Below are 23,824 nucleotides of genomic sequence, written 5' to 3'. Positions count from 1 at the left end.
AACAGTTACCGGTAGTGAAGACGCGTTTTTTCTTATTGATTCTTCTCACATCATTTACAGTGATGTCCCAAGACTTTTCAGAAAACTGGACAGCACATTACTCTTATAACCGAGTGTCTGATATGACCTCTGGTAATGATAGAGTATATGTGGCCTCAGAAAATGCTGTTTTTATATATAACACACTTGATGAGACTATAGAGACTAGAACCACCGTAAATGGTCTTTCTGGTAATGTTATATCTGCTATTTATTATAGTGAAAATTTTGACACACTTTTTATAGGGTATGAAAATGGTGTTATAGATGTTGTAGTAGGTAATAGAACAGATGTTCTTACAGTGGTAGATATTTTTAATAAACCTGCTATCCCACCAGACCGTAAGCGCATTAATCATTTTGAAGAATATAATGGCTTTGTTTATATATCATCAAGCTTTGGTATTTCTTTATTTGAACTCAACCAGTTAGAGTTTGACGATTCTTATTTTATAGGTAACGGCGGTGGCTTACTAGATATAGGTAGTGTAGCCATACAAGAGCCATACATCTATGCAGCGTCTAGTGACGGAGGTTTACGTAGGGCACTTGTTGCAAATGATAATATTATAGATTTTGATAACTGGGAGACTATACGCACTGGATCATATCAAGAGATTGTAAGTTTTAACGATGACCTTTACTTACAAGAAGATAACCAGATTCTTATCTCTCAAAATGGGTTAGATTATAACATTTTTGAATCATACCCAGAGACGGTAATAGACATTAGACCTAATGAAGATTTCTTATCTGTAACATATAATGCTACCGTCTTACTTTATGATGAAAATCAAAATCTAGCTCAAACCTATGGTGCGATAGAAGGTTTTACAACAAGATATACTACTACATTGACACTTCAAGGAGAAATCTTTGTTGGGACATTTGGTTCCGGTGTGGCGCGATTTTCTAGTGATAATATTTCTGATGTAGCAAGGCTACTTCCTAATGGTCCGCTTGAAAATGAACATTTTGATGTAGCAGCAAGTGCTGGAAACGTGTGGTCTGTTTTTGGAGATTTTGATGTCTCTTATAATCCTTTCCCGCTCAAAACACAGGGAATAAGTAGATATGAAGAGGGTTTGGGGTGGAGTTTTATAAACCCTGGAGATCTTTTTGGAGCGACAAATTTTGTGCACGTTGCTATAAACCCCTTAGACCCAACACAGGTGTATGCAAGTTCTTTTAATGGAGGTCTAGTTGAGGTGCTAGATGCAACGCCTAGTATTTTATATGATGAAAATAATAGTTCGCTATCTCCTGTTTCATCAACTACAGATGATGTACGTGTAAACGGAGGAGCGTTTGATGCTGAGGGTAATTTCTGGGTGACTAATGCAAGATCACTGCTAGGCTTGCACAGGGTAAGTCCAGCAGGACAATTTTCTTCTTTTAACACAGAGGAGATTCTAGCCGGAAGTGATGCAAATCTTGATGCCCTTGCAATAGGTCTTGATGGTGTTGTGTTTTTTGGGACAGATACAAGAGGTGTGATTGCTTATAATCCAGCTACTAATGAGTTTGCAAGACTTGCAGGAGAAGATGGAGCAGCAAATTTACCTATAGATGATATACGCTCGCTAGCAGTAGATAGAAATGGGGCTTTGTGGATTGGAACACGATTAGGCCTTAGAGTACTATTTGGCCCATCACAAATTTTTGAAAACCCACAGATAAGCGCAAATGCAATTATATTTTTAGAGGATGGTCTAGCTCAAGAATTGCTTAATGACCAAGTGATAACAGATATCATTGTAGATGGAGCAAATAATAAGTGGCTAGCCACTGCAGACTCTGGTGTGTTTTACGTGAGTCCTAATGGCCAAGAAACCATTTTTCACTTCACTACAGATAACTCACCACTGCCGTCTAACACGGTACAATCTGTTGCGATAGATCCAGAGACGGGGAGTGTTTACTTTGGTACCGTAAGAGGTATGGTATCTTTTGATGGTACTTCTACTGCTCCTGCAGATAATCTGGAGAATGTACTAATATATCCTAACCCAGTGAGACCAGGCTTTAATGGTAACGTGCGTATAGAAGGACTTACCGCTCGTACTAATGTAAAAATTACAGACCTAGTAGGTAACCTCGTTTATGAAGAAAATACCACAGGTGGCAGCATAGAGTGGGATACAACAGCCTTTGGCCGTCATAAGGTGGCTTCTGGGGTATACTTATTACTCATTACCGGCCCTCCAGAAGAAATACAAGAGACTACCATAGAAAAAGTGATGATCATACGATAATGCTAGTAAAAACAGAAGCTATTGTATTCTCTGCGCTCAAGTATGGTGAGGCAGATCTTATTGTAAAGGCTTTTACAAAAAGCAGCGGTGTCAAGTCGTACCTACTCAGAAACATTCTTAAATCTAAAAAGGGAAAGCTACGTGTAGCAATGTTTCAGCCGCTCACCCATCTTGAGATAGAAGCAAACCATAAAGACAAGGGAACCCTCGAGAGTATAAGAGAAGCAAAAGTCATTACTCATTATACGAGCCTGCACACACAGGTAGCAAAGAGTGCTATCGTTTTTTTTATATCAGATATGCTGCGATCTTCTGTGCAAGAGGAAGAAGAAAATGCTCCGCTATTTGAGTTTCTGGTTGCCTCAAGCTTATGGCTAGATTTACATAGTGATATTGCAAATTTTCATCTACTATTTTTAGTGAAGTTAAGCGGTTATCTAGGCTTCTATCCAGATGATAGTGAGGCACATCACCTATATTTTAATTTGCTAGATGGTTATTTTGAGTCTTCAGAGCGCACTTTGTATAGTAGATCTGGAGAAGAAATTGAGTTGTTAAAAAGGTTCTTAGGCATAAATTTTGATGCACTTACAAAAATCAAACTAAATCAAAAACAACGCACCTCCTTTCTCAATATACTGTTACAGTATTATGAGTTACATTTGCAAGGTTTTAAGAAACCTCGCTCACTAGCGGTGCTTAACTCAATTTTTAGCTAAATGCGCATACTTTTATCCCTATTTCTGCTGCTGTCTTTTACTTCTTACTCTCAGGTCATTACAGTACTAGATGTAGACACGCGTGAGCCTATAATAGGGGTTGCTATATTTAATAATGACAAGAGTAAAAGTGCACTCACAGATTTTGATGGTAAGGCAGATGTGACCGCTTTCGCGAAAGCGGAAACCCTTTATTTTCAAGAAGTCGCACATAAGGACGCTCAGTATACAAAAGCACAAATAGCAGCATTTTCAAACCGAATTTTTCTTAAACAAAAGGATAACCAGCTTACAGAAATTGTGCTTTCTGCGAGTAAATTTGCACAAAGCCGAAAGAATGTACCTCAGAAAATAGTAGGCCTCACCTCAAAAGATATTATAAGAGCAAACCCGCAAACAGCGGCAGATTTACTAGAGACAAGTGGGTCTGTTTTTGTTCAAAAAAGTCAGCAGGGTGGAGGTAGTCCACTCATACGAGGATTCTCTACAAATAGGCTACTCATCACATTAGACGGTGTGAGATTTAACACGGCCATATTTAGAGGAGGAAACGTGCAAAACGTGATATCTATTGATCCTTTTATTATAAACCGCACAGAAGTTTTATTAGGTCCAGGTTCTGTGATTTATGGTAGTGACGCTGTAGGTGGAGTGATGAATTTTTATACAAAACAGCCCAAACTATCATTTTCAGACAGCCTTACGGTAACAGGTACGGCTGTAGCCAGAGTAAATACGGCCAATAATGAGAAGACGGGTCACTTTGATATCACACTGGGTAAGAGGCAGTGGTCTTTCCTCACAAGTGCTAGTTACTCAGATTATGATAACCAGCGACAAGGGAAGCACGGTCCAGATGATTACCTACGTTCTGAATATGTACAGACTATAGATGGGGTAGATGTAGCTGTCACAAATGAAGACGCACTGGTACAAGTAGGCTCTGCTTTTAACTCACTTAATCTAATGCAAAAGGTTAGATATACACCTAATGAAAAGTGGGATTTTAACCTTGGGGTGATTTATGCAGCCACATCAGATTATGATCGTTATGATCGATTAACAAGAAAACGTGATGGCGAGTTTAGATCGGCAGAGTGGTTTTATGGTCCACAAAAGTGGTTTATGACTAACCTCCAGGTTAATAAAGAAGGTAATGGTCAGTACTACGATAGAGTGATAGGTACCTTTACTTACCAGAATTCTAAAGAAAGTAGAAACGACCGGGATTTTAACGCGACAGACTTCTTTGAGACAGATGAGAGTGTAGATGCAATATCTGTAGGGTTAGATTTTGTTAAGAAGCTTAAGACTAGGAGAAACAAAATATTTTATGGCCTTGAATATATACATAACAAAGTACACTCAGATGGTCAAGTAACAGACATAACTACGGGTGACATAGCAAACACAGCGTCGAGATATCCAGATGGCTCTACCTGGCAATCGCTTGCAGCTTATGCCAGTGCACAAATAGAGCTTTCTGATAACACACATTTACAAACGGGATTACGTTATAATCACATCTTACTAGCAGCAGACTTTTCTGATAATAATGAGTTTTTTGCATTTCCTTTTCAAAACGCAGACTTGAGTACGGGTAATCTCACTGGAAGTTTTGGCGTGACTCACGAGGTGTCAAAAAAAGTAAGTGTTAAGGCAAATGTAGGTACAGCTTTTAGAGCACCTAATATAGATGATGTGGGTAAAATTTTTGATAGCGAGCCAGGTTCTGTTGTTGTGCCTAACCCTGATCTTAAATCTGAATATGCCTATAATGGGGAGCTGGGCGTGAGTCTTAATTTTTCTAACGTACTACAGTTTGATGTAAACGGGTATTATACACTGCTGGAGAACGCGCTGGTGCGTCGCGATTTTAATCTTAATGGTGTTACAGAGATAGAGTATCAAGGTGAGACTAGTAATGTCCAAGCTATTCAAAACGCATCTAAGGCAGAGGTATATGGTGTGGAGATAGGGGCAAATGCAAACCTCACAAAGCATTTAAGACTCACAAGCCAGTTTAATTACACGAGTGGTGTAGAGCAAGAAGAAGATGGGAGTTATGTGCCTTTTAGACACGTGGCACCACTCTTTGGAAATGGGCATTTAATCTGGGCAAAAGATAAGTGGACACTTGATGCCTCTGTGGCATATAGCGGTAAGTTTGATTTTGATGAGCTTGCTCCTAGCCAGCAAAGTAACGCACACCTTTATGCACTAGACGGAGATGGTAATCCCTTCTCACCTAGCTGGTATGACTTGAGTATTGCGAGTAGATATGTACTTTCAGACAGTTGGTCTTTTACGGCAAATCTTGAGAATATTACAGACCAGCGTTACCGTACCTATTCTTCTGGAATAGCTGCGGCGGGGAGAAATTTAATACTTGCGGCGACTTATAATTTTTAAGGTTACGCTTTCGCGAAAGCGTAATAAGAACCATTTAACTACTTGCTTTTGCCACCTACTATGATTACAATCTCACCCTTAGGAGGTTTGTTTGTATAATGTGCTAGTACCTCTGCTGCGGTACCTCTCACGGTTTCTTCGTGTAGTTTTGTAATCTCTCGAGAGACAGAAACCGGGCGATCTTCTCCAAAATATTCTACAAAGTGGCCTAAGGTCTTTACTAGCTTGTGTGGCGACTCGTAAATAATCATCGTGCGCGTCTCTTCTTTAAGTGCAAGAAAACGTGTCTGGCGACCTTTTTTTACCGGGAGAAAACCTTCAAAAACAAACTTATCATTAGGGAAGCCACTATTTACAAGTGCAGGTACAAATGCCGTTGCACCTGGTAAACAGTCTACCTCTATACCTGCCTCTACACAAGCACGCGTAAGTAAAAAACCAGGATCAGAAATTGCTGGTGTACCCGCGTCACTTATACAAGCTATGGTCTCCCCAGCAGCAATGCGCTTTACAATAGCATCTACCGTTTTATGCTCATTATGCATATGGTGACTCATCATCTGGGTGTCTATCTCATAGTACTTGAGTAGTTTACCGCTGGTGCGTGTATCTTCTGCAAGAATAAGATCTGCCTCCTTAAGTATGCGTATGGCACGGAAGGTCATATCTTCAAGATTACCTATGGGTGTGGGTACGAGATAGAGTTTTGACATACCGCAAAGTTAGTGATTAATGACAGTTTGTAGCTGTAAATCTAGCGATACATAGGTCGTACCTCTTTACCAAAAAAATATGATGCAAGTACTAGAACCGTTGTAACAAGTGTGAGGGTAATATCTTGGTCTGCATTATAATGTGCCGCCGCAGCGAGCACAACATCCATAAAAATACCAGCATATGCCCACTCAGTAAGCCAGGGGATACCTCGCCAGAGTACCATTGCAACACCTGCAATTTTTAATATGGCTAGCGGTATAACAATGTATGTGGGGTAGTTTAAAGATTCAAAAAACCCCTCAACCATCGCTGTGTTTCTAAAATACATTTGTGCAGAGTATAACATAATGGCACAAATACCTATGGTAGCAATCCAGTAAATGATGCGTTGTGTTTTCATAGCGATTTAATTAAAACGCGCTTCTATAACCTCCATAAATCGCTCCTCTTGTATTTCTTTACCTTCCCAGTTATTATAGTCTGGCTTTACCATCTGGGTAATAAAGTTTCTCGCCTCGCTAGCAGAAGCAAATGTTTCTAGCTGGCTTAACACGCGGTTGTAGTCAGACGTACTTCCGGCAAATAGGTGTTTTATAAAAGAGAGTTTATCATTAAGCCCTATTTTAAGCCCTGTTTTTAAGCGATCATTAAGGTTCTTAGGTTTTTCTTCTTCTTTGGGAGTCTCGGTTGTTGTTTCTTTTGGTTCAAATATGGGTGTTTGACCATACTCAGAGCCTATTGTAAAGCTGTCATTTTTACCTACAGCAGGTTCTTGCGGGATGATGGAGTCTATCACCTTATCAATATCTGCCGCTTCTGGTGCCATTTCTGGCCACATATCTTTTATTTTTTCTATAACGGGCTCGTGTACTGGATCTTCATCATTGTACTCTGTACCATCAGGTCTGTGGTGGTCTGTTGTTCCTTTTGCCTCCTCATAGCGCGCTTCATTCTCGGCTAGTATTTGAGCTGGAGTTTTTGCCTGCTCACTTTCTGTAGGTTCAGAAAATAGGTCTTGCTTTACGGTCTCGATAGAAGTTACTGCCTCAAGATTATCTTCTACATCTTTGAGACCTATTGTGGGTACACCTGTTTTTTCTAGCTTTTCTGCATAGGCCAGTACGGTTAATTTTTCGTGTAGTTCTCTAGAGGTAGCTGCTAGCTTAGTATAATCTGCTGTATCACGTAGTTGTAATATTTTGTGTGCTAGGCTTACAAGGTCTGCCTTGATGGATTTCTTCATAACTTTGAGATATGTGGGGTCGGTTTCGACGTAATTTTGATACATTTACCTACTCCTAATCATTGGGATTGATAAAACGAAATTAAATTCGTTTTGGTGTAGAAAAGTACAAAATGTTTCTCGAAAATACAGTAAATCATAAAGAGCAATTTGGCTGGATAGAAGTCATTTGTGGGTCGATGTTCTCTGGTAAAACTGAAGAACTCATCCGTAGGCTCAAGCGCGCGCAGTTTGCAAAACAAAAAGTAGAAATCTTTAAACCTGCGGTAGACGTGCGCTATGATGAAGAAATGGTAGTCTCTCACGACTCAAATGAGATACGATCTACACCTGTACCAGCAGCAGCAAATATTCCTATTCTTGCAGATGATTGTGATGTGGTAGGTATAGATGAAGCACAGTTTTTTGACGATGAGATTGTAAAGGTGTGTAATGATCTTGCAAACCGAGGCATAAGAGTAATCGTTGCGGGACTTGATATGGATTTTAAAGGAAACCCCTTTGGGCCTATGCCTAACCTTATGGCAACAGCAGAGTATGTGACTAAGGTACACGCAGTTTGTACTCGCACAGGTAATCTAGCACAATACAGTTATAGAAAAGCGCAAGGCCAAGATATTGTAATGCTAGGCGAGACAGAAGAGTATGAACCTCTATCTAGAGCGGCATATTTTAAAGCAATGCTGCGTGATCGTCTTCGTAAGATGGATGTAGATCAACCAGAAGAGATAACTCCTACTCAAAAAGAGACTCCTCAAGACCCTGGCTAGATGGCTATAACACGGTTAGAAATAGATCTCAGTGCATTAAGACACAACTACGCATATATGCGCAGTAAAGTATCGCCAGGTGTAAAAGTAATGGCCGTTGTAAAGGCATTTGCATATGGTAGCGATGCACAAGTGGTTGCTCAAGAGTTAGAAAAGCTCAAAGTAGATTACTTTGCGGTGGCATACGTTTCAGAAGGTGTCGCGCTTAGAGATGCAGGAGTTACAACTCCTATTTTAGTACTACACCCACAGCCAGATAATTTTGAAACGCTGCTAGAGCGCTGTTTGGAGCCTAATATTTATAGTAAGAGGATGCTGGAGATGTTTTCCGCTTTCGCGAAAGCAAAAAAGCAAACCGCATATCCCATTCACCTTAAGTTTAATACAGGTCTTAATAGGTTAGGGTTTACAGCAGGAGATGTCCCTTGGATTGTCGAAAACGTACTCAAATCCGAGCATCTAAAGGTGAAATCCTTATTCTCACACCTAGCGGCTAGTGAAGATCTTGACGAGCGCGATTTTACTTTGCATCAAATTGCCCAGTTTGATGAAATAGCAAATGAAATAAAGACCCAATTAGGTTATGCACCATTTATGCATATGACCAATACTTCGGGAATTATTAATTATCCCAGTGCTCACTATGATTGTGTGCGCACAGGTATAGGGTTGTATGGATATGGTAATACACCAGAAGAAACAGCAAACTTAAAACCAGTTGCTCGTCTTAAGTCTGTAATCTCACAAAAACATATTATTAACCCAGGTGACAGTGTAGGTTATAATAGAGCCCTTATTGCAAAAGAGAAGATGGTAACCGCAACAATACCTATAGGTCACGCAGATGGTATTTCTAGAGCCTACGGCAATGGCGTAGGTTACGTAACGATTGCGGGAGAGAAAGCTCCTTTTGTTGGGAACGTCTGTATGGATATGATTATGGTAAACGTTACAAACATTGCCTGTGAGGAGGGAGATGATGTAGAGATTTTTGGAACACAAACAGGGGCAAATGCTTTAGCTCAAAAAGTGCAGTCTATCTCTTACGAATTACTTACTATGGTTGGTCAGCGAGTAAAACGTGTCGTTCTTCGAGAATAGTATTCTTAACATCAAAAAAATTAACGTTTCTTTAAGCTTTCATTTTTTTGTTTATCTTGCTTAAAAATTAACCTTAAAAACTGACTAAAATGTTAAAAGAATTTAAAGAGTTTATTATGACGGGTAACGTCATAGATCTTGCCGTAGCTGTTATCCTTGCTGGTGCAATAGGATTAGTAATAAACGGTTTTGTGGGAGATATTATGATGCCTATCGTAGGTCACTTTGCAGGAGGTGTAGACTTTGCAGATCTTAAAGTAGTACTTGATGAGGCTGTTGTAGCTGCAGATGGTACAGTTACAACTGCAGAAAATGCAATTATGTATGGTAAGTGGATCAACGCGATCATAAACTTAATCATTGTAGGATTTGTATTATTTATGATGGTTAAAGCTTACAACAAAACTAAGAAGCCAGTTGTAGAAGAAGCTCCAGCAGATCCAGGACCATCTGAGATTGATTTATTAAAAGAGATCAGAGACGCTCTTAAGAAGTAATTACTCGTAGCAACCGCTACACTATTATATTCTAACTTAAACCACCTTGTTTATCTAGCAAGGTGGTTTTTTTATAGGTTATGAACAAACTTTAACAGATTGTTATATATGTAACTAACTTTTACAGTTTTAACGACTTATTAATGGAGCTTCCGTGCTAACTTTGGCGTTTTATAATAGTTTTTCGCGAAAGCGAATAAAATGTTTACAAACCTCTTTAAAACGATACTATGAAAGTAGCGGTAGTAGGAGCCACCGGGATGGTAGGCCAAGTGATGTTAAAAGTTCTTGCAGAACGTGATTTCCCAATTACAGAGTTAATACCTGTTGCCTCAGAGCGCTCTGTAGGTAAAAAGGTTACTTATAAAGACAAGGAGTACACGATTCACTCTATGGAAGATGCTATTGCAGCAAAGCCGCAAATAGCAATCTTCTCTGCTGGAGGAAACACCTCAAAGGAGTTTGCACCTAAGTTTGCAGAGGTAGGTACAACGGTAATAGATAATAGCTCTGCCTGGAGAATGGACCCTACAAAGAAGCTTGTAGTGCCAGAAATAAACGCAACCTCGCTTACTAAGGAAGATAAGATTATTGCAAACCCTAATTGCTCTACCATACAGATGGTGCTAGCAATGTCTCCTTTACATAGAGAGTACGGTATAAAGAGATTAGTCATATCTACTTATCAATCTATCACAGGTACAGGAGTAAAGGCAGTAGAGCAACTAGAAAATGAATATGCGGGTGAAAAAGGTGAGATGGCATACCCATACCCTATACACCGCAACGCCATACCAGCTTGTGATGTTTTTGAAGAAAATGGATACACAAAGGAAGAACTTAAACTGGTAAACGAAACTCAAAAAATACTAGATGATCGCTCTATAGCTGTTACAGCTACTGCAGTACGTATTCCAGTAGTAGGAGGACATAGTGAATCTGTAAATGTAGAGCTGCGTGCGCCTTTTGAAGAGAAGGACATTCGTAAGGTTCTTAATGAAACTTCTGGAGTAACTGTACAAGACAACCCAGATACAAATACGTACCCTATGCCTATTTATGCAGAGGGTAAAAATGATGTTTTTGTAGGCCGTATACGTCGTGATTACTCACAAGAGAATACCGTAAATATGTGGATTGTGTCTGATAACCTTCGTAAGGGAGCAGCAACAAATGCAGTGCAAATAGGTGAGTACCTATTAGCAAACGGACTAGTGTAAATCTAGCTTTAACATATCTTAGTGTATAAAAAGTCCCTCATCGCGAGGGACTTTTTATATTTGTGATAAATACCTCAAGCATTGAAAAAAATAGACATCACCACCTGGAAACGTAAGAAGCATTTTGAGTTTTTCTCACAATTTGAAGAGCCTTACTTTGGGATCACCTGGCAAGTAGATATGACACTTGCAAAGCAGCGAGCAAAAGAGCAGGGTATCTCACTTTTTGTATACTACCTGCATAAATCTCTTGAGGCGGCTATGGCTATAGAAAACTTTAGATACCGCATTAGACCTAATGGAGAGGTGGTTTTGCTAGATACTATAAGCGCTAGCGCTACGCTTATGAGAGATAATGAGACGTTTGGATTTAGTTACATTCCTTACGATACAGATATAACGGTTTTTACAAAATCTGTAGAGCGTGAAGTGGAGCGTGTAAAGGAGTCAGATGAGCTTTTTCCGCCTATTAATACAGATGATGTGATGCATTGCTCTGCTATACCCTGGATGGATTTTACAGCAATCACACATTCAAGACTCTTTAAAGCAAAAGACAGTGTTCCAAAAATTTCTTACGGCCAGATTACTCAAAAAGAACCAGGAGTTTACACAATGCCTGTTGCCTTATACGTACACCACGGTCTTATAGATGGTTTGCACCTCTCTAGGTATAAGATCAAATTTCAAGAGCTGCTAGACGGTAAAGAGTAGGTTTGTAATTAAGTGCTGCTCACTTCGTCTAAGGTTAGGAACAATAAAACCAACCATAATGAAATTAGCACACACAATTATAAGAATAGGCCTAGGACTTATGTTACTTGCCTTTGGTCTGAACAAATTTTTCTGGTTTATGCCAGATTTTGAATTTGGTGATAACGCAGGCGCAGCAAATCTTTTTCAGGCATTTACAGATAGTGGTTATATGTGGCCACTTGTAGGAGGGCTTGAAGCGCTTATTGGAGTACTATTTATTACTAAAAAAGCATTTCCTGCGGCATTACTAGCACTTATACCTATTTCGGTAAATATTGTGCTCTTTCACGCAGTGCTTGATCCGCCTAATATTGTGCCAGCTTTACTAGTTGCGATCCTCAATGGTTACTTCATTTATCGCAACTGGTCTTATTACAAGGATTTAGTGTAGGTAGTGCGCACCATAACATATTTATACCCACTTATTTGAGTGGGTTTTTTTATGCTTTCGCGAAAGCGTAATAACTCGTATCTTGAATCTCCATTCAAACACCCACACGTTATGAAAAAACTAGTTCTATTTGCACTGGCTACAACCGCAATAATAAGCTGTAATCAAGACGCCGAAAAACAATCAACATCGATGGCTGTAACTTATACTGAAACAAAAAAAGTAGATACGGTAGACACCTATTTTGGCACAGAAGTGCAAGATCCTTATCGCTGGCTAGAAGACGATCGCAGTGAGGAAACAATGGACTGGGTAAAGCGTGAAAACAACACAACGCAAGACTACCTCAAGAATATTCCTTTTAGAGCAGAGCTTAAAGATAGACTTGCTACTTTATGGAACTATGAGAAAGTAGGTTCACCTTTTAAAGAAGGTGATTATACGTACTTCTATAAAAACGACGGACTCCAAAATCAATATGTAATTTACCGCTACAAAACAGGTGAAGATCCTAGTACAGCTACGGTATTTCTAGATCCAAACACCTTTGCAGAAGATGGTACTATTTCCTTAGGAGGAGCTAGCTTCTCTGAGGATGGATCTATACTTGCTTATGCCATTTCTGAGGGAGGAAGTGACTGGCGTAAGATTCTGGTAATGGATACAGAGAAAAAAGAAATTGTAGAAGATACCCTAGTAGATGTAAAATTCTCAGGGATGTCTTGGTATAAAAATGAAGGTTTTTATTACTCTAGTTACGATAAGCCTAAGGGCAGCGAACTATCGGCAAAAACAGATCAGCATAAATTATACTATCATAAATTAGGTACAGCACAGTCTACAGATAAGCTCATCTTTGGCGGCACAGCTGCAGAGAAACATAGATATGTAGGTGGTAGTGTTACAAAAGATAACCGCTATCTGCTTGTGAGCGCTCGTAGCTCGACCTCTGGAGGAAAGTTATTTATGAAAGATCTTACTAAGCCAGGTAGTGACTTTGTAACCATACTTGGTCACGAAGATTCTGATAGCTACGTGATGGAAAACGTAGGAAGTAAGCTTTTTATAGCAACTAATCTTGATGCTCCTAATATGCGTGTTGTAACGGTAGATGCATCTAACCCTACACCAGAAAACTGGGTAGATTTTATACCAGAAACAGAAAATGTATTGAGCCCAAGTACTGGAGGAGGATCATTTTTTGCACGTTATATGGTAGATGCAGTTTCAAAGGTAAAACAGTATGACTACAGCGGTAAGCTAGTGCGCGATGTAGAATTACCAGGAGTAGGAAGCGTAGGAGGTTTTGGCGCAGAAAAAGATGAAAAAGAACTGTACTATAGTTTTTCAAACTATAAAACGCCAGGCAGCATTTATAAATACGACATCGCATCTGGTACCTCAGAATTATTTATCAAACCAGATATAGATTTTGACCCAGAAGCTTACGAGAGCAAGCAGGTGTTTTATAACTCAAAAGATGGTACGAAGGTGCCTATGATTATCACATATAAAAAGGGAACTGAGCTCAATGGTAAGAACCCTACTATTTTATATGCTTATGGAGGTTTTAATGTAAGTCTTACACCTAGCTTTAGCATTGCAAATGCTGTGTGGATGGAGCAAGGTGGAGTTTATGCAGTGCCTAACTTAAGAGGTGGTGGTGAATATGGTAAAAAATGGCACGATGCAGGAACTAAGATGCAAAAGCAAAATGTCTTTGATGATTTTATTGCAGCCGCAGAGTATCTTATTGATAACAAATACACCTCAAAAAAGTACTTAGCAATACGCGGTGGTTCTAACGGAGGTTTACTTGTAGGAGCAACAATGACACAACGTCCAGATCTTATGCAAGTAGCATTACCAGCAGTAGGTGTAATGGATATGTTACGTTACCACACCTTTACAGCAGGTGCAGGATGGGCATATGATTATGGTACAGCAGAGGATAGTAAAGAAATGTTTGAATACCTTAAAGGGTATTCTCCAGTACATAATGTAAAAGCGGGAACGTCATACCCAGCAACAATGGTTACTACGGGAGATCACGATGATCGTGTAGTACCTGCTCACTCTTTTAAATTTGCTGCAGAGCTTCAAGAAAAGCAAGCAGGAGATGCTCCAGTACTTATACGTATTGAGACAGACGCTGGTCACGGGGCTGGTACGCCAGTAGCAAAAACCATCGAGCAGTATGCAGATATTTTTGGATTCACATTATATAATATGGGCTACGAGGTACTACCAGAAAAGGTAGGCAACGTGATGAAAAAGTAACGAGCACAATTAAGACATAAAATACAGATGATGAGTAAACCCACATTTGGAGTTATAGGAGGAGGAAGCTGGGCAACCGCTATTGTAAAAATGTTATGTGAAAACCTAGAGACTGTAGGCTGGTATATGCGCAGTAACTATGCACTTGAGCACATCAAACGTGAAGAGCATAACCCAAGTTACCTAAGCTCTGTAGAGTTTAAGCCAGAACAACTTAAGTTAAGTAATGATATAAACGAGATTGTTGCTTATGCAGATGTAGTCATCTTTGCAGTGCCGTCTGCATTTATAGGCGGTGAGCTAGCAAAGCTCACGGCTTCTTTAGAAAATAAACTCATTATTTCTGCTATAAAAGGCATAATGCCAGAGAGTGGTAAGCTGGTGGGTGATCACTTTCACAATGTATATAACATACCTTTTGAAAATATAGGGGTTATTGCTGGTCCTTGTCACGCAGAGGAGGTAGCGCTTGAGCGCTTGTCATATCTTACAATAGCTTGTGCAGATAAAGAAAATGCAAAGCTGGTGGCAAAAAATCTATCTAGTGATTATATAAAATGTACCACTAGTGATGACATTATCGGGATTGAGTATGCTGCTACGCTCAAAAATATTTATGCCATCGCGGCTGGTATTGCACACGGTTTAGGCTACGGAGATAACTTTCAAGCGTTGTTAATGAGTAATGCTATACGTGAGATTAAACGTTATGTAAAACGTGCTCATAAGATGAAGAGAGACATTAATGGCTCTGCTTATTTAGGAGACTTATTGGTTACTGGTTATTCTGTTTTTAGCCGTAACAGAATGTTCGGTAATATGATAGGGAAGGGCTACACGGTAAAAAGCGCACAGATGGAAATGTCTATGATTGCCGAAGGCTATTATGCAGCAAAAAGTGCTTTAGAACTTAATGAGTCTCGTGAAAAACAAGCCAAAATTCCAATTATAGAGGCGGTACACAGTATTCTTTATAAAGGAAAAGATCCTAAGAAGGTGTTTAAAAAGCTTACAGAGAAGCTTAATTAAGTTTTAGTGTTCCGCTTTCGCGAAAGCGTAATAAGTTACACTGCTAGTACACCATCTTTATCCATTACAGGAAGCGCTACGGCGCTTTCTGCTTTTATGGTATGTGCAGGAAACTCAAAGCGCTTCTCATACATCTTGTTATCTAGAAAATAAGTAACCGAGTAGAAGTTGTCTAGCTTAAAGATATCTTCTTGCATAAATTCAATCTTTGCAAACCCCTTTGCTGGCAGCACCTTTATGGTGTGACGCGTGTGCGTGGTCATTTGCTTATCATTATAGCCTTGTACGGTAAGAAGTACCATCTCGAGTGGTGCTAGGCCATCGTTTATGATATATGCATTCCAGTCTAGTGTTTTAAACTCCTCGTGCATCTCTTGCACAGCAGCGATATAAACGTCTTTTACTTCTGGTATGATAATGTCTTTGCGCATAGCTGTAATCTGGTCAAGCGCAGTAAAGACCTATTTAATAAAGAAATGATGTTTCCCACGACTGCGCTCGAGGGGATAGTATGACTTTAAAAAGCAGATTTAAACTGCTCTAAGAAACGTGCATCGTTCTCACTAAGCATTCTAATGTCTGAGATCTGGTGTAGTAATAATGCAATACGGTCTATACCCATACCAAATGCGAAGCCACTGTACTCTTTTGAATCAATACCACAGTTTTCAAGTACATTAGGATCTACCATACCACAGCCCATAATCTCAAGCCATCCGGTTCCCTTTGTCATTTTGTAATCTGTCTCTGTCTCAAGACCCCAGTATACGTCTACCTCTGCACTAGGCTCTGTAAATGGGAAGTACGATGGACGTAAGCGTATTTTACTTTTTCCAAACATCTCTGTAGTGAAGTACTGCAGTGTTTGTTTAAGATCTGCAAATGATACGTCTTTATCTATGTATAATCCTTCTACCTGGTGAAAGAAACAGTGTGAACGACCACTTATAGCCTCGTTACGATATACACGACCTGGAGAGATTGTACGTATAGGTGGTTTGTTATTTTCCATATATCTCACCTGTACAGATGAGGTATGCGTGCGTAATAATACGTCTGGATCTGTTTGTATAAAGAAGGTATCCTGCATATCACGTGCTGGGTGATACTCAGGAAGATTTAAGGCAGTAAAGTTATGCCAGTCATCTTCTATTTCTGGACCTTCAGAAACGTTGAATCCTATGCGAGAAAAAATATCAATAATTTGATTTTTTACAATAGAGATAGGGTGGCGTGCTCCTATTTCAATAGGTTCACCTGGACGTGATAAATCTCCGGTAGCTGTTTCTTCTTCGGCGCCTTCTAGCTTTTCTTTAAGCTCGTTTACTTTTTCAAGAGCACTCGCTTTAAGGGTGTTAATTACCTGTCCGTACTCGCGCTTCATCTCATTAGGCACATTGCGAAAATCTGCCATAAAATCATTCACAAGCCCTTTCTTTCCAGAATACTTAATTCTGAACGCCTCTACCTCTTCTAAAGTTTGGGCATTAAAGGCCGTTACTTTTTCAATGTGTTCTTTGATTTTATCTAACATAATGGATGATTTTACCCTCTAAAAGGAAAGCGCAAATTTAAGAATAAAATTGGGGTGTAGCCTTAAAAAGAGCGTGCGAAAATAAACACCCACAAAATCTGAGTTTGCTATTAGTAAAATTTAAGAAATAAGTCCTTTTTCTAAAAAGTACTGCACGATGGCATCTTTCATAAGTATTTGTTGCTCACCAGCTTTAAGTGGTGGTAAGGCTTCTAGTACTTTGTAATGTGGCCATCCATCTGGATCATCATAATCGTACTGGTAGTACCCAAAAGGTTCTAGTAAACGGCATATGGCTATATGCATCAAGTTCATCTTTTCATCCTTCTTAAAGGTTTTATCTAGTTGTCCTAGCTCTTGTATACCTATGAGATATATAATGCTGTCTAGATCCATCGCTCCCGTATCTCCCTCTGCAAAGCGGTCGGCTAGTTTTTGTACTACCGCTTCATATCTCTCTTTAAGTTGCTCGTCTCTTGCCATAAATGTGCATCATCGGGAGTTTAGTCCCGCAGTTGTGATCCTATTTTATTAAGAAAATATAGATGGGTCTTACAAGTTAAGATATCCATCAAGTGTAAGATAACAAAGATACAATGCGTAGGTGAGCTACTTGCACAATATCAAAATTCATTAATCTGTAAAAAACTTATCTTAGCCATATGAACACAATAGACATCGTTTTTGGGATCATTTTGATTCTAGGTTTAGTACAAGGGATACGTAAAGGCTTTTTTGTAGAACTTGCCTCACTGGTAGGCCTTATTGCAGGTATTTACGGAGCCATACATTTCTCATATTATGTGGCAGACTGGCTTGTTGAGAAAACGGCGTGGGGAGAGCAAATTATAAAGCTTACCTCATTTGCAATAACGTTTGTAATTATTGTTTTGGTTGTCTCGCTCGCAGGAAAACTGCTTACTAAAGTTGCAAATTTTGCAATGCTAGGTATTGTAAATAAGCTACTAGGCGCTGCATTTGCGGTTATAAAATTTGCCTTTTTACTAAGTGTGGTTCTTATGTTTATAGATGCAGCAGACCGCCAGATAAGTCTCATAGGTGATGATAATAAAGAAGAGTCTATTTTATATCCTATCGTACAGCCACTTGCTCCTGCATTACTTCCGGCAATTATAAAAACTGCCAAAGACGAGGATATCTATAACCCAGATAAAGAAAAAGAGCCGACTGAAACAGACGACTCTTCTAGTATTTAGTAATGTTGATAGTTACGCTTTCGCGAAAGCGTAATTACTCCCCACATCATCTATTTAATATCTGTCTTTTACCTGAGTGTTAAGTGCGTTTATACACTCTTCAAAAGTGTCATAAACCTCTGTTTCTGGTATTAACTCAGGGATGATTTTAATACGTTCTAGCATATACTTAGGCTGTTTTCTAAGGCCTACAATATGCACATTAATTCCGCCTTGGTTAAGTTGGAGAATCGTGTCTTCTATCGCATATACACCAGACTGATCTACATAAGGAACACGCCCCATACGCAAGATAACATCTGATGCTGTTGCAGGAATTTGCTTAGTAAGTGCCGAAAATTCACTCGTATACCCAAAGAATAACGGCCCACGAAGGTGCTTTATAAATACCTCCTCCTTGAGATGATCTGGAAAAATAAGTTCGTCACTCCATAATACTTTATTCTTTTCGGCGGCGCGTAGGTCAAAAACTTTAGACTGTCTAGCGGTAAAGTCACCCATCTTCTTCATAAACATAAGACACGATAACACAAGACCAATTCCTACTGCAGCCACTAGGTCCCACACTACAGATAGCACAAGAACCACAAGCATTATAATCACCTCAGAACTTAGTTTTATAGGTCCCATCTTTAAATCCTTAGGAAGGTTAGGGATGGCTTTAAGACCTTTGTAATCCATCACTCCTATACCTACGGTAATAAGTATACCTGCAAGTACTGCTGCCGGTATTTGTGAAGCGATAGGGCCTAGGGCTAGGAGTATAAAAAGTAGTAATACACCAGCAATCATTCCTGATAATTTGGTTTTACCACCAGAGTTAATATTTACTACCGTTCTTATGGTTGCCCCTGCTCCAGGAATTCCGCCAAAGAAGGAAGCGATGGTATTTCCTATACCTTGACCTATAAGCTCTTTGTTAGGCTTATGTCTAGTCTTAGTCATATTATCTGCCACAACAGAGGTAAGCAGCGAATCTATTGCTCCAAGAAACGAAAGAGACAGTGCCGTGAGTATATATGGAGATATGATGCTAAACTTAAAATCGGTAATGATAGAAAGCTTAGGTACGGGAAACCCACTTGGGATTTCTTGAATTGCTCGGTATTCAAAAGGTGCAATATATGCTACTCCAGACACTACGAGCAGTGCGACAAGCGTACTAGGTACAACGGTTGTTATGCGTTTAAAGCCATAAATTATAAAAATCGTGGCAAGCGCTAGGGCAAGCTCTATCCAGTTTATATTTTGCAAGGCGCGTCCCATCACCTTAAAAGTACCTACCACCCCAGAAGAAGATGCTTTTGCAAGAGTTACGGCCTCCTTGTAAATGTCGGTATCGTCTGTAAGTTTTGCTCTACGTATGGTTTCTTCAAAGTTTTCTAAAACCAGAAGGCCTTCACCTGCTTCGTCTTGTAAAATCTTATCGAGCACAATTTCTTGCGCCTGTGGCTTAAAACTGTCTACATAACTTTCATCTTGATTAGGATAATACCCCACAGCTGGTAAAAGTTGCGTGATAAGAATCATCACACCTATAGCGGTCATAAATCCAGACACAACAGGGTAGGGGATGTATTTTATGTATTTACCTATGCCCATTACTCCCAGTACAATCTGGAAGAGACCTGCAAGTAAAAATACGGTAAGTATGGCTGGTAATGCCTTATCTACATCGCCATCAAAAGTAGCAATAATACCTGCGATAACTACCATACTCACTGCGGTCATAGGAGCTGTTGGTCCCGAGATTTGAGTAGGAGTTCCTCCAAAAAGTGCAGCAAAAAATGCTATAAAAATAGCACCATATAATCCGGCACTGGGTCCAAGACCAGAAGACACACCAAAGGCGAGTGCTAGTGGTAGAGCTACAATACCTGCTGTAATTCCTCCAAAGGCATCGCCTTTAAGGTGTTTAAAGAAGTTTTTCATAATGGTTAGGTTGGTGTCAAAATAGAAAGTTAATTCTTTGCATAAAAATAGGGTGGCTTCTTAACGGAACCACCCTACTAATTTAACATTTTAGTTTGTATGAAGCGTATACTGTTGTGAGTTACGCTTTCGCGAAAGCGGTTTTACTATACAAATGTTACTTCACCATTTGAGATGTCATAAACGCCTCCTACTATCTTGATGTCACCGTCATTTTCCATTTCGGTAAGAAGTGGGCTATCTGCGCGCATCTTTTCTATCGTTAAGTGTACATTTTTTGTAACCACATCGTTTACAAATGTCTTATTTGCACTAGTGCGGTCTGCAGCATCTTTAGGCTCCTCTACTGCGTGTACGGCTGGACGTATTTTTGATAATAATGCGGTGATGTTACCTAGTTGTACATCGTCACAAGCGCCTTTTACTGCACCACACATCGTATGACCTAATACGACCACTAGTTTCGACCCGGCAACTTTACATCCGTACTCAATACTACCTAGTACATCTTCGTTTACGATGTTACCCGCTACACGTGCGCTAAAGATATCACCTATACCTTGATCAAAAACAAGCTCTGCAGGTACGCGAGAGTCGATACAGCTTAGTACTACAGAGTGTGGCCATTGTCCACCAGTAGTATCTTTTACTTGATCTAGTAAGTTTCTATCTGCTGCTTTTGCAGCAACAAATCTTTTATTTCCTTCTTTTAAAATATCTAATGCATCTTGAGGTGTAGTAGCGTCTTGTATAGCTTTATTAAATGTTTTCATAATAGTGTGTTGTATATCACAAAAATGTGATCATTAATATTTTGTTATGCTGTTTTAGGTCTTAGTTTAAAAAACTCAATATAACTAGGTGGGTTCTCTATAATACCACGTTCTGAGATAAGCTTGATGTTGATGTTTCGGCTCTTTGCTTTAAGAGCAAAATCTTCTAATATCTCTATGATATCGTTATCTAAGAATCTTGTTTTACGTACATCTAGTTCAAGGTAAGAGTTTTCTGGAAGGTTGTCAAGCTCTTTTAAGATGGCTCCTTTGTTAAAGAAAGTAACCTCCTCGGCAAGGGTCATTTTCATTTTTTGAGTACCGTTACTTATATCTTCTTTGTTTAAGAAGTGCGAGTTTTTGTAGCTCTTGTAAAGAACCACTACGATACCTACGGCAAGACCAAGGCCTATACCCCATAAAAGATCAATAAAGAAGATACCTACTACGGTTACAATAAATGGTACAAATTGTTTCCATCCTGCTTTCCACATTGCTTTAAAAGTAGCTGGTTTTGCAAGTTTGTACCCTACAATAAGTAATATAGCCGCAAGTACAGAAAGTGGTATTTTGTTAAGTAAGGTAGGGATTAGAATCACAGAGATTAATAATAAGAAACCGTGTATGATGGCAGACATCTTTGTCTTACCACCAGACTGTATGTTTGCAGATGATCTTACGATTACTTGTGTCACTGGTAGTCCTCCTATCATACCAGATAAAATGTTACCTGTACCTTGAGCAAGAAGCTCTCTGTTAGTAGGTGTTACTCTTTTTTCTGGATCTAGTTTATCTGTTGCTTCTACACATAGAAGTGTCTCAAGACTCGCAACAAGTGCTATAGTAAATGCTGTTACCCATATGGCTGGGTTTGTTATTGCGCCAAAGTTCGGAAAAGCAAACTGCCCTATAAAGCTATCTACACTATCTGGTACAGGTACACTCACTAAGTGCTCTGCACTAATGGCATAATCTGTTCCTATTGTGCTTACATAATAGATGATACCAACGGCTACAGCAACAAGAGGTCCTTGTACTAGCTGGAAAAACTTTCCTTTTTTAGAAAGTACGTTGCTCCACAAAATAAGAATAGCGAGTGCAATAACTCCTATAAGTGTAGCTCCTATACTTATAGAGCCTGCGATGTTTCCTAGTTCAGACAATGTGTTTTCTCCATCCATTTGCGAGAAAGCAAAGTCTCCCTCAGGATCTGCATCATACCCAAAAAAGTGAGGAATTTGCTTGAAAATAATAATAATACCTATGCCCGTAAGCATTCCTTTAATCACAGAAGACGGAAAGTAATAGCCAATAATACCTGCTTTTAAGAATCCAAAAACAAGCTGTATTACACCTCCTAATACTACGGCTACCAAGAAGTTTTCATAACCTCCTAGAGCGCCAATAGCGGTAAGTACAATGGCAGCGAGTCCTGCTGCAGGACCACTTACACCTATTTGAGAGCCACTCAAGGCTCCTACTACAATACCTCCTATAATACCGGCTATAAGACCAGAAAATAGTGGTGCGCCACTGGCAAGTGCAATACCAAGACATAATGGTAAAGCAACAAAAAATACAACGACACTAGCGGGTAAGTCGTTTTTTAAATATTTGAACATAATTAATAAGATAATACCCCTCCATAGTTGGATAAGGCGATGATTTTAAAATGTAATAACGCTTTCGCGAAAAGAGTAATGGGTGATATTTACACAAAGTACTCAAAAGATGAAGTAATCTTTATACGTAATCTGGTGGGGGAGAGCTCACATCTTTAATGTGGCCGTAAGAACTGTCTAGATAGCAATAAAAAGCGAGTACAGGATCATCTGTACGTATAATAGAAAAACTGAGATCGTCTGTAAGGAACTTCTCATATTCTTCTAGCTCCTTTTTAGACTCACTTTGTTCCTCTTCGATATCTTGAACAATCTCAATAGAGCTGTCTGATTCAAAGAGTGCTATAAATGATGGTCCTATTATAGAGAAGGACATCATAAAGGCGAGTGCATATAAAGAGATTGCCTTAAACAATGGTTGTTTTTTTAATTAGTAATAAAACTAGCAATAATTGTGATAATGTGCTTTGTTTTAAAAAAATAAATAGAATTAAAGTAGACTTGTTATAAGTTACTTATAATACCTAGAATAACAAAAGTAGAACAAATAACTACAACGCTCTTACATCTGTCGTAGGAATCCAGCCAGTTTTACCATCTGCTAGTTTTATTTTGTTCCAGTTATCTACTGTTTCAAGAATCATCACTTTAGTTCCTTCGTGTAGTATAAAAGCTTGTGTACTTTTTAAGTTTGGCTCGCTCTTTACTTCAGACGTTGCAGCAAATACGATAGCTGGGTTGTCTTTAGAAATTTTCGCGAAAGCGTTATAAGCAAACACGAGTGATAAGAGGGCAAGAAGTAAACTTGTCACCGAACTCACAAAAAATAAACGTTTCTTGCCAGAGGCTACAGAAAAGTAGTAGCTTATAAATAGTATTACAAATAAGAATACAAATGCGACTGTAGCATATGCCCAGCCGTCTGTAGTCATAATATTGAGAATGCTGTTAAACCATTTTTGAAGCGTGTTTTCTGGCAATGGTGTTATGGCATCTATCTTCATCTTATCTGCAAATGAAGCATTGTTTTTTATGTCACTATCTGCTGGAGCAAGTTGCTTCGCTTTCTCGTAATAGTAAATGCTAGGCGCTACATTATTTAGTTTAAAATGGGCATTTGCAAGGTTATAGTATACGGCAGCGCTTTCTTGATTGCTGTCTAATATCTTTTTGTAATCATCTATAGCTTCTTGATACCTGCCCTCTGCATAGTGTGCATTTGCAGTTTCAAAATATTGCTCTGGAGTTTGAGCTATAACAGGTGTAACTGCAAGCATAAGTACAGTTACCGCGATGTATGTAATCAGGTCTCTCATC

Annotated in this window: 23 protein-coding genes; 12 read left to right on the top strand and 11 right to left on the bottom strand. The window is 39.3% G+C overall.

The window, feature by feature from the left end; genetic code table 11:
* The first annotated feature begins 14 nt into the window (after nt 1-14).
* Genes ABVM49_RS03940 through ABVM49_RS03930 form a run of 3 tightly spaced genes read left to right on the top strand, consistent with a single transcriptional unit; the run spans nt 15 to nt 5,425 of the window.
* Nucleotides 15-2,294 (top strand): two-component regulator propeller domain-containing protein, encoded by a 2,280-nt coding sequence (locus ABVM49_RS03940; protein WP_405203133.1) that lies wholly within the window; start codon nt 15-17, stop codon nt 2,292-2,294.
* Nucleotides 2,294-3,013 (top strand): DNA repair protein RecO, encoded by a 720-nt coding sequence (gene recO, locus ABVM49_RS03935; RefSeq protein ID WP_405203132.1) that lies wholly within the window; start codon nt 2,294-2,296, stop codon nt 3,011-3,013. Before ABVM49_RS03940 ends, recO begins: the two co-directional genes overlap by 1 nt.
* The gene (locus ABVM49_RS03930) at nt 3,014-5,425 is read left to right on the top strand and encodes a TonB-dependent receptor plug domain-containing protein (protein ID WP_405203131.1); all 2,412 of its coding nucleotides are present in this window, start codon (nt 3,014-3,016) and stop codon (nt 5,423-5,425) included. It begins immediately after the preceding gene.
* A 38-nt stretch (nt 5,426-5,463) separates the two neighbouring features.
* Here ABVM49_RS03930 and rsmI read toward each other — a convergent pair whose 3' ends face one another.
* The 3 genes from rsmI to ABVM49_RS03915 are packed head-to-tail and all read right to left on the bottom strand — an operon-like array spanning nt 5,464 to nt 7,385.
* Nucleotides 5,464-6,138 carry a 16S rRNA (cytidine(1402)-2'-O)-methyltransferase gene (gene rsmI, locus ABVM49_RS03925; protein WP_299149170.1) on the bottom strand — a complete coding sequence of 225 codons (675 nt, stop codon included), beginning with the start codon at nt 6,136-6,138 and terminating at the stop codon, nt 5,464-5,466.
* Nucleotides 6,139-6,179: 41 nt separating this feature from the next.
* Nucleotides 6,180-6,542 (bottom strand): DoxX family protein, encoded by a 363-nt coding sequence (locus tag ABVM49_RS03920; protein ID WP_405203130.1) that lies wholly within the window; start codon nt 6,540-6,542, stop codon nt 6,180-6,182.
* Between the two features lie 6 nt (nt 6,543-6,548).
* The gene (locus ABVM49_RS03915) at nt 6,549-7,385 is read right to left on the bottom strand and encodes a hypothetical protein (RefSeq protein ID WP_035326508.1); all 837 of its coding nucleotides are present in this window, start codon (nt 7,383-7,385) and stop codon (nt 6,549-6,551) included.
* 113 nt (nt 7,386-7,498) lie between these two features.
* Between ABVM49_RS03915 and ABVM49_RS03910 the strand changes: the two genes are divergently transcribed.
* The 8 genes from ABVM49_RS03910 to ABVM49_RS03875 all read left to right on the top strand — a co-directional run bounded on the left by ABVM49_RS03910 (nt 7,499) and on the right by ABVM49_RS03875 (nt 15,429).
* Nucleotides 7,499-8,155 (top strand): thymidine kinase, encoded by a 657-nt coding sequence (locus ABVM49_RS03910; RefSeq protein ID WP_035326510.1) that lies wholly within the window; start codon nt 7,499-7,501, stop codon nt 8,153-8,155.
* Complete coding sequence (gene alr / locus ABVM49_RS03905; protein ID WP_405203129.1) at nt 8,156-9,256, top strand: alanine racemase; 1,101 nt, start codon at nt 8,156-8,158, stop codon at nt 9,254-9,256.
* A gap of 89 nt (nt 9,257-9,345) precedes the next feature.
* Nucleotides 9,346-9,753, top strand: a complete 408-nt coding sequence (gene mscL, locus ABVM49_RS03900; RefSeq protein ID WP_038598415.1) for a large conductance mechanosensitive channel protein MscL — start codon at nt 9,346-9,348, stop codon at nt 9,751-9,753.
* A gap of 230 nt (nt 9,754-9,983) precedes the next feature.
* Entirely contained in the window at nt 9,984-10,973 is a 990-nt protein-coding gene (locus ABVM49_RS03895) for an aspartate-semialdehyde dehydrogenase (protein ID WP_405203128.1), read from the top strand.
* 81 nt (nt 10,974-11,054) lie between these two features.
* A complete protein-coding gene (locus ABVM49_RS03890; RefSeq protein ID WP_405203127.1) occupies nt 11,055-11,687 on the top strand; it encodes a CatA-like O-acetyltransferase in 633 nt (210 codons plus the stop codon).
* A gap of 58 nt (nt 11,688-11,745) precedes the next feature.
* Nucleotides 11,746-12,120 carry a DoxX family membrane protein gene (locus tag ABVM49_RS03885; RefSeq protein WP_405203126.1) on the top strand — a complete coding sequence of 125 codons (375 nt, stop codon included), beginning with the start codon at nt 11,746-11,748 and terminating at the stop codon, nt 12,118-12,120.
* 111 nt (nt 12,121-12,231) lie between these two features.
* The gene (locus tag ABVM49_RS03880) at nt 12,232-14,400 is read left to right on the top strand and encodes a prolyl oligopeptidase family protein (RefSeq protein WP_038598434.1); all 2,169 of its coding nucleotides are present in this window, start codon (nt 12,232-12,234) and stop codon (nt 14,398-14,400) included.
* 30 nt (nt 14,401-14,430) lie between these two features.
* The gene (locus ABVM49_RS03875; RefSeq protein WP_405203652.1) at nt 14,431-15,429 is read left to right on the top strand and encodes an NAD(P)H-dependent glycerol-3-phosphate dehydrogenase; all 999 of its coding nucleotides are present in this window, start codon (nt 14,431-14,433) and stop codon (nt 15,427-15,429) included.
* 35 nt (nt 15,430-15,464) lie between these two features.
* Here ABVM49_RS03875 and ABVM49_RS03870 read toward each other — a convergent pair whose 3' ends face one another.
* The 3 genes from ABVM49_RS03870 to ABVM49_RS03860 form a co-directional block, all read right to left on the bottom strand.
* Entirely contained in the window at nt 15,465-15,860 is a 396-nt protein-coding gene (locus ABVM49_RS03870; RefSeq protein WP_035335296.1) for a hypothetical protein, read from the bottom strand.
* 86 nt (nt 15,861-15,946) lie between these two features.
* On the bottom strand, nt 15,947-16,963 hold the full coding sequence (gene pheS / locus ABVM49_RS03865) for a phenylalanine--tRNA ligase subunit alpha (RefSeq protein WP_405203125.1): 1,017 nt from the start codon (nt 16,961-16,963) through the stop codon (nt 15,947-15,949).
* A 120-nt stretch (nt 16,964-17,083) separates the two neighbouring features.
* The gene (locus tag ABVM49_RS03860; RefSeq protein WP_035335302.1) at nt 17,084-17,446 is read right to left on the bottom strand and encodes a hypothetical protein; all 363 of its coding nucleotides are present in this window, start codon (nt 17,444-17,446) and stop codon (nt 17,084-17,086) included.
* Nucleotides 17,447-17,625: 179 nt separating this feature from the next.
* Between ABVM49_RS03860 and ABVM49_RS03855 the strand changes: the two genes are divergently transcribed.
* Complete coding sequence (locus ABVM49_RS03855) at nt 17,626-18,180, top strand: CvpA family protein (protein WP_035326543.1); 555 nt, start codon at nt 17,626-17,628, stop codon at nt 18,178-18,180.
* Nucleotides 18,181-18,234: 54 nt separating this feature from the next.
* Here ABVM49_RS03855 and ABVM49_RS03850 read toward each other — a convergent pair whose 3' ends face one another.
* The 5 genes from ABVM49_RS03850 to ABVM49_RS03830 all read right to left on the bottom strand — a co-directional run bounded on the left by ABVM49_RS03850 (nt 18,235) and on the right by ABVM49_RS03830 (nt 23,823).
* The gene (locus ABVM49_RS03850) at nt 18,235-20,112 is read right to left on the bottom strand and encodes a SulP family inorganic anion transporter (RefSeq protein WP_405203124.1); all 1,878 of its coding nucleotides are present in this window, start codon (nt 20,110-20,112) and stop codon (nt 18,235-18,237) included.
* Between the two features lie 146 nt (nt 20,113-20,258).
* Complete coding sequence (locus ABVM49_RS03845) at nt 20,259-20,885, bottom strand: carbonic anhydrase family protein (protein WP_405203123.1); 627 nt, start codon at nt 20,883-20,885, stop codon at nt 20,259-20,261.
* Nucleotides 20,886-20,929: 44 nt separating this feature from the next.
* Nucleotides 20,930-22,507, bottom strand: a complete 1,578-nt coding sequence (locus ABVM49_RS03840; protein ID WP_405203122.1) for a SulP family inorganic anion transporter — start codon at nt 22,505-22,507, stop codon at nt 20,930-20,932.
* A 121-nt stretch (nt 22,508-22,628) separates the two neighbouring features.
* On the bottom strand, nt 22,629-22,922 hold the full coding sequence (locus ABVM49_RS03835) for a hypothetical protein (protein ID WP_038598449.1): 294 nt from the start codon (nt 22,920-22,922) through the stop codon (nt 22,629-22,631).
* 136 nt (nt 22,923-23,058) lie between these two features.
* Nucleotides 23,059-23,823, bottom strand: a complete 765-nt coding sequence (locus tag ABVM49_RS03830; protein ID WP_405203121.1) for a tetratricopeptide repeat protein — start codon at nt 23,821-23,823, stop codon at nt 23,059-23,061.
* Nucleotide 23,824 lies beyond the last annotated feature (1 nt).

This window comes from Dokdonia sp. LLG6352-1 (assembly GCF_045055815.1).
Taxonomy (GTDB): Bacteria; Bacteroidota; Bacteroidia; order Flavobacteriales; family Flavobacteriaceae; genus Dokdonia; species Dokdonia donghaensis.
The sequence above is the reverse complement of the archived record's forward strand: the minus strand, read 5'-3'. Positions and strand labels throughout refer to the sequence as shown.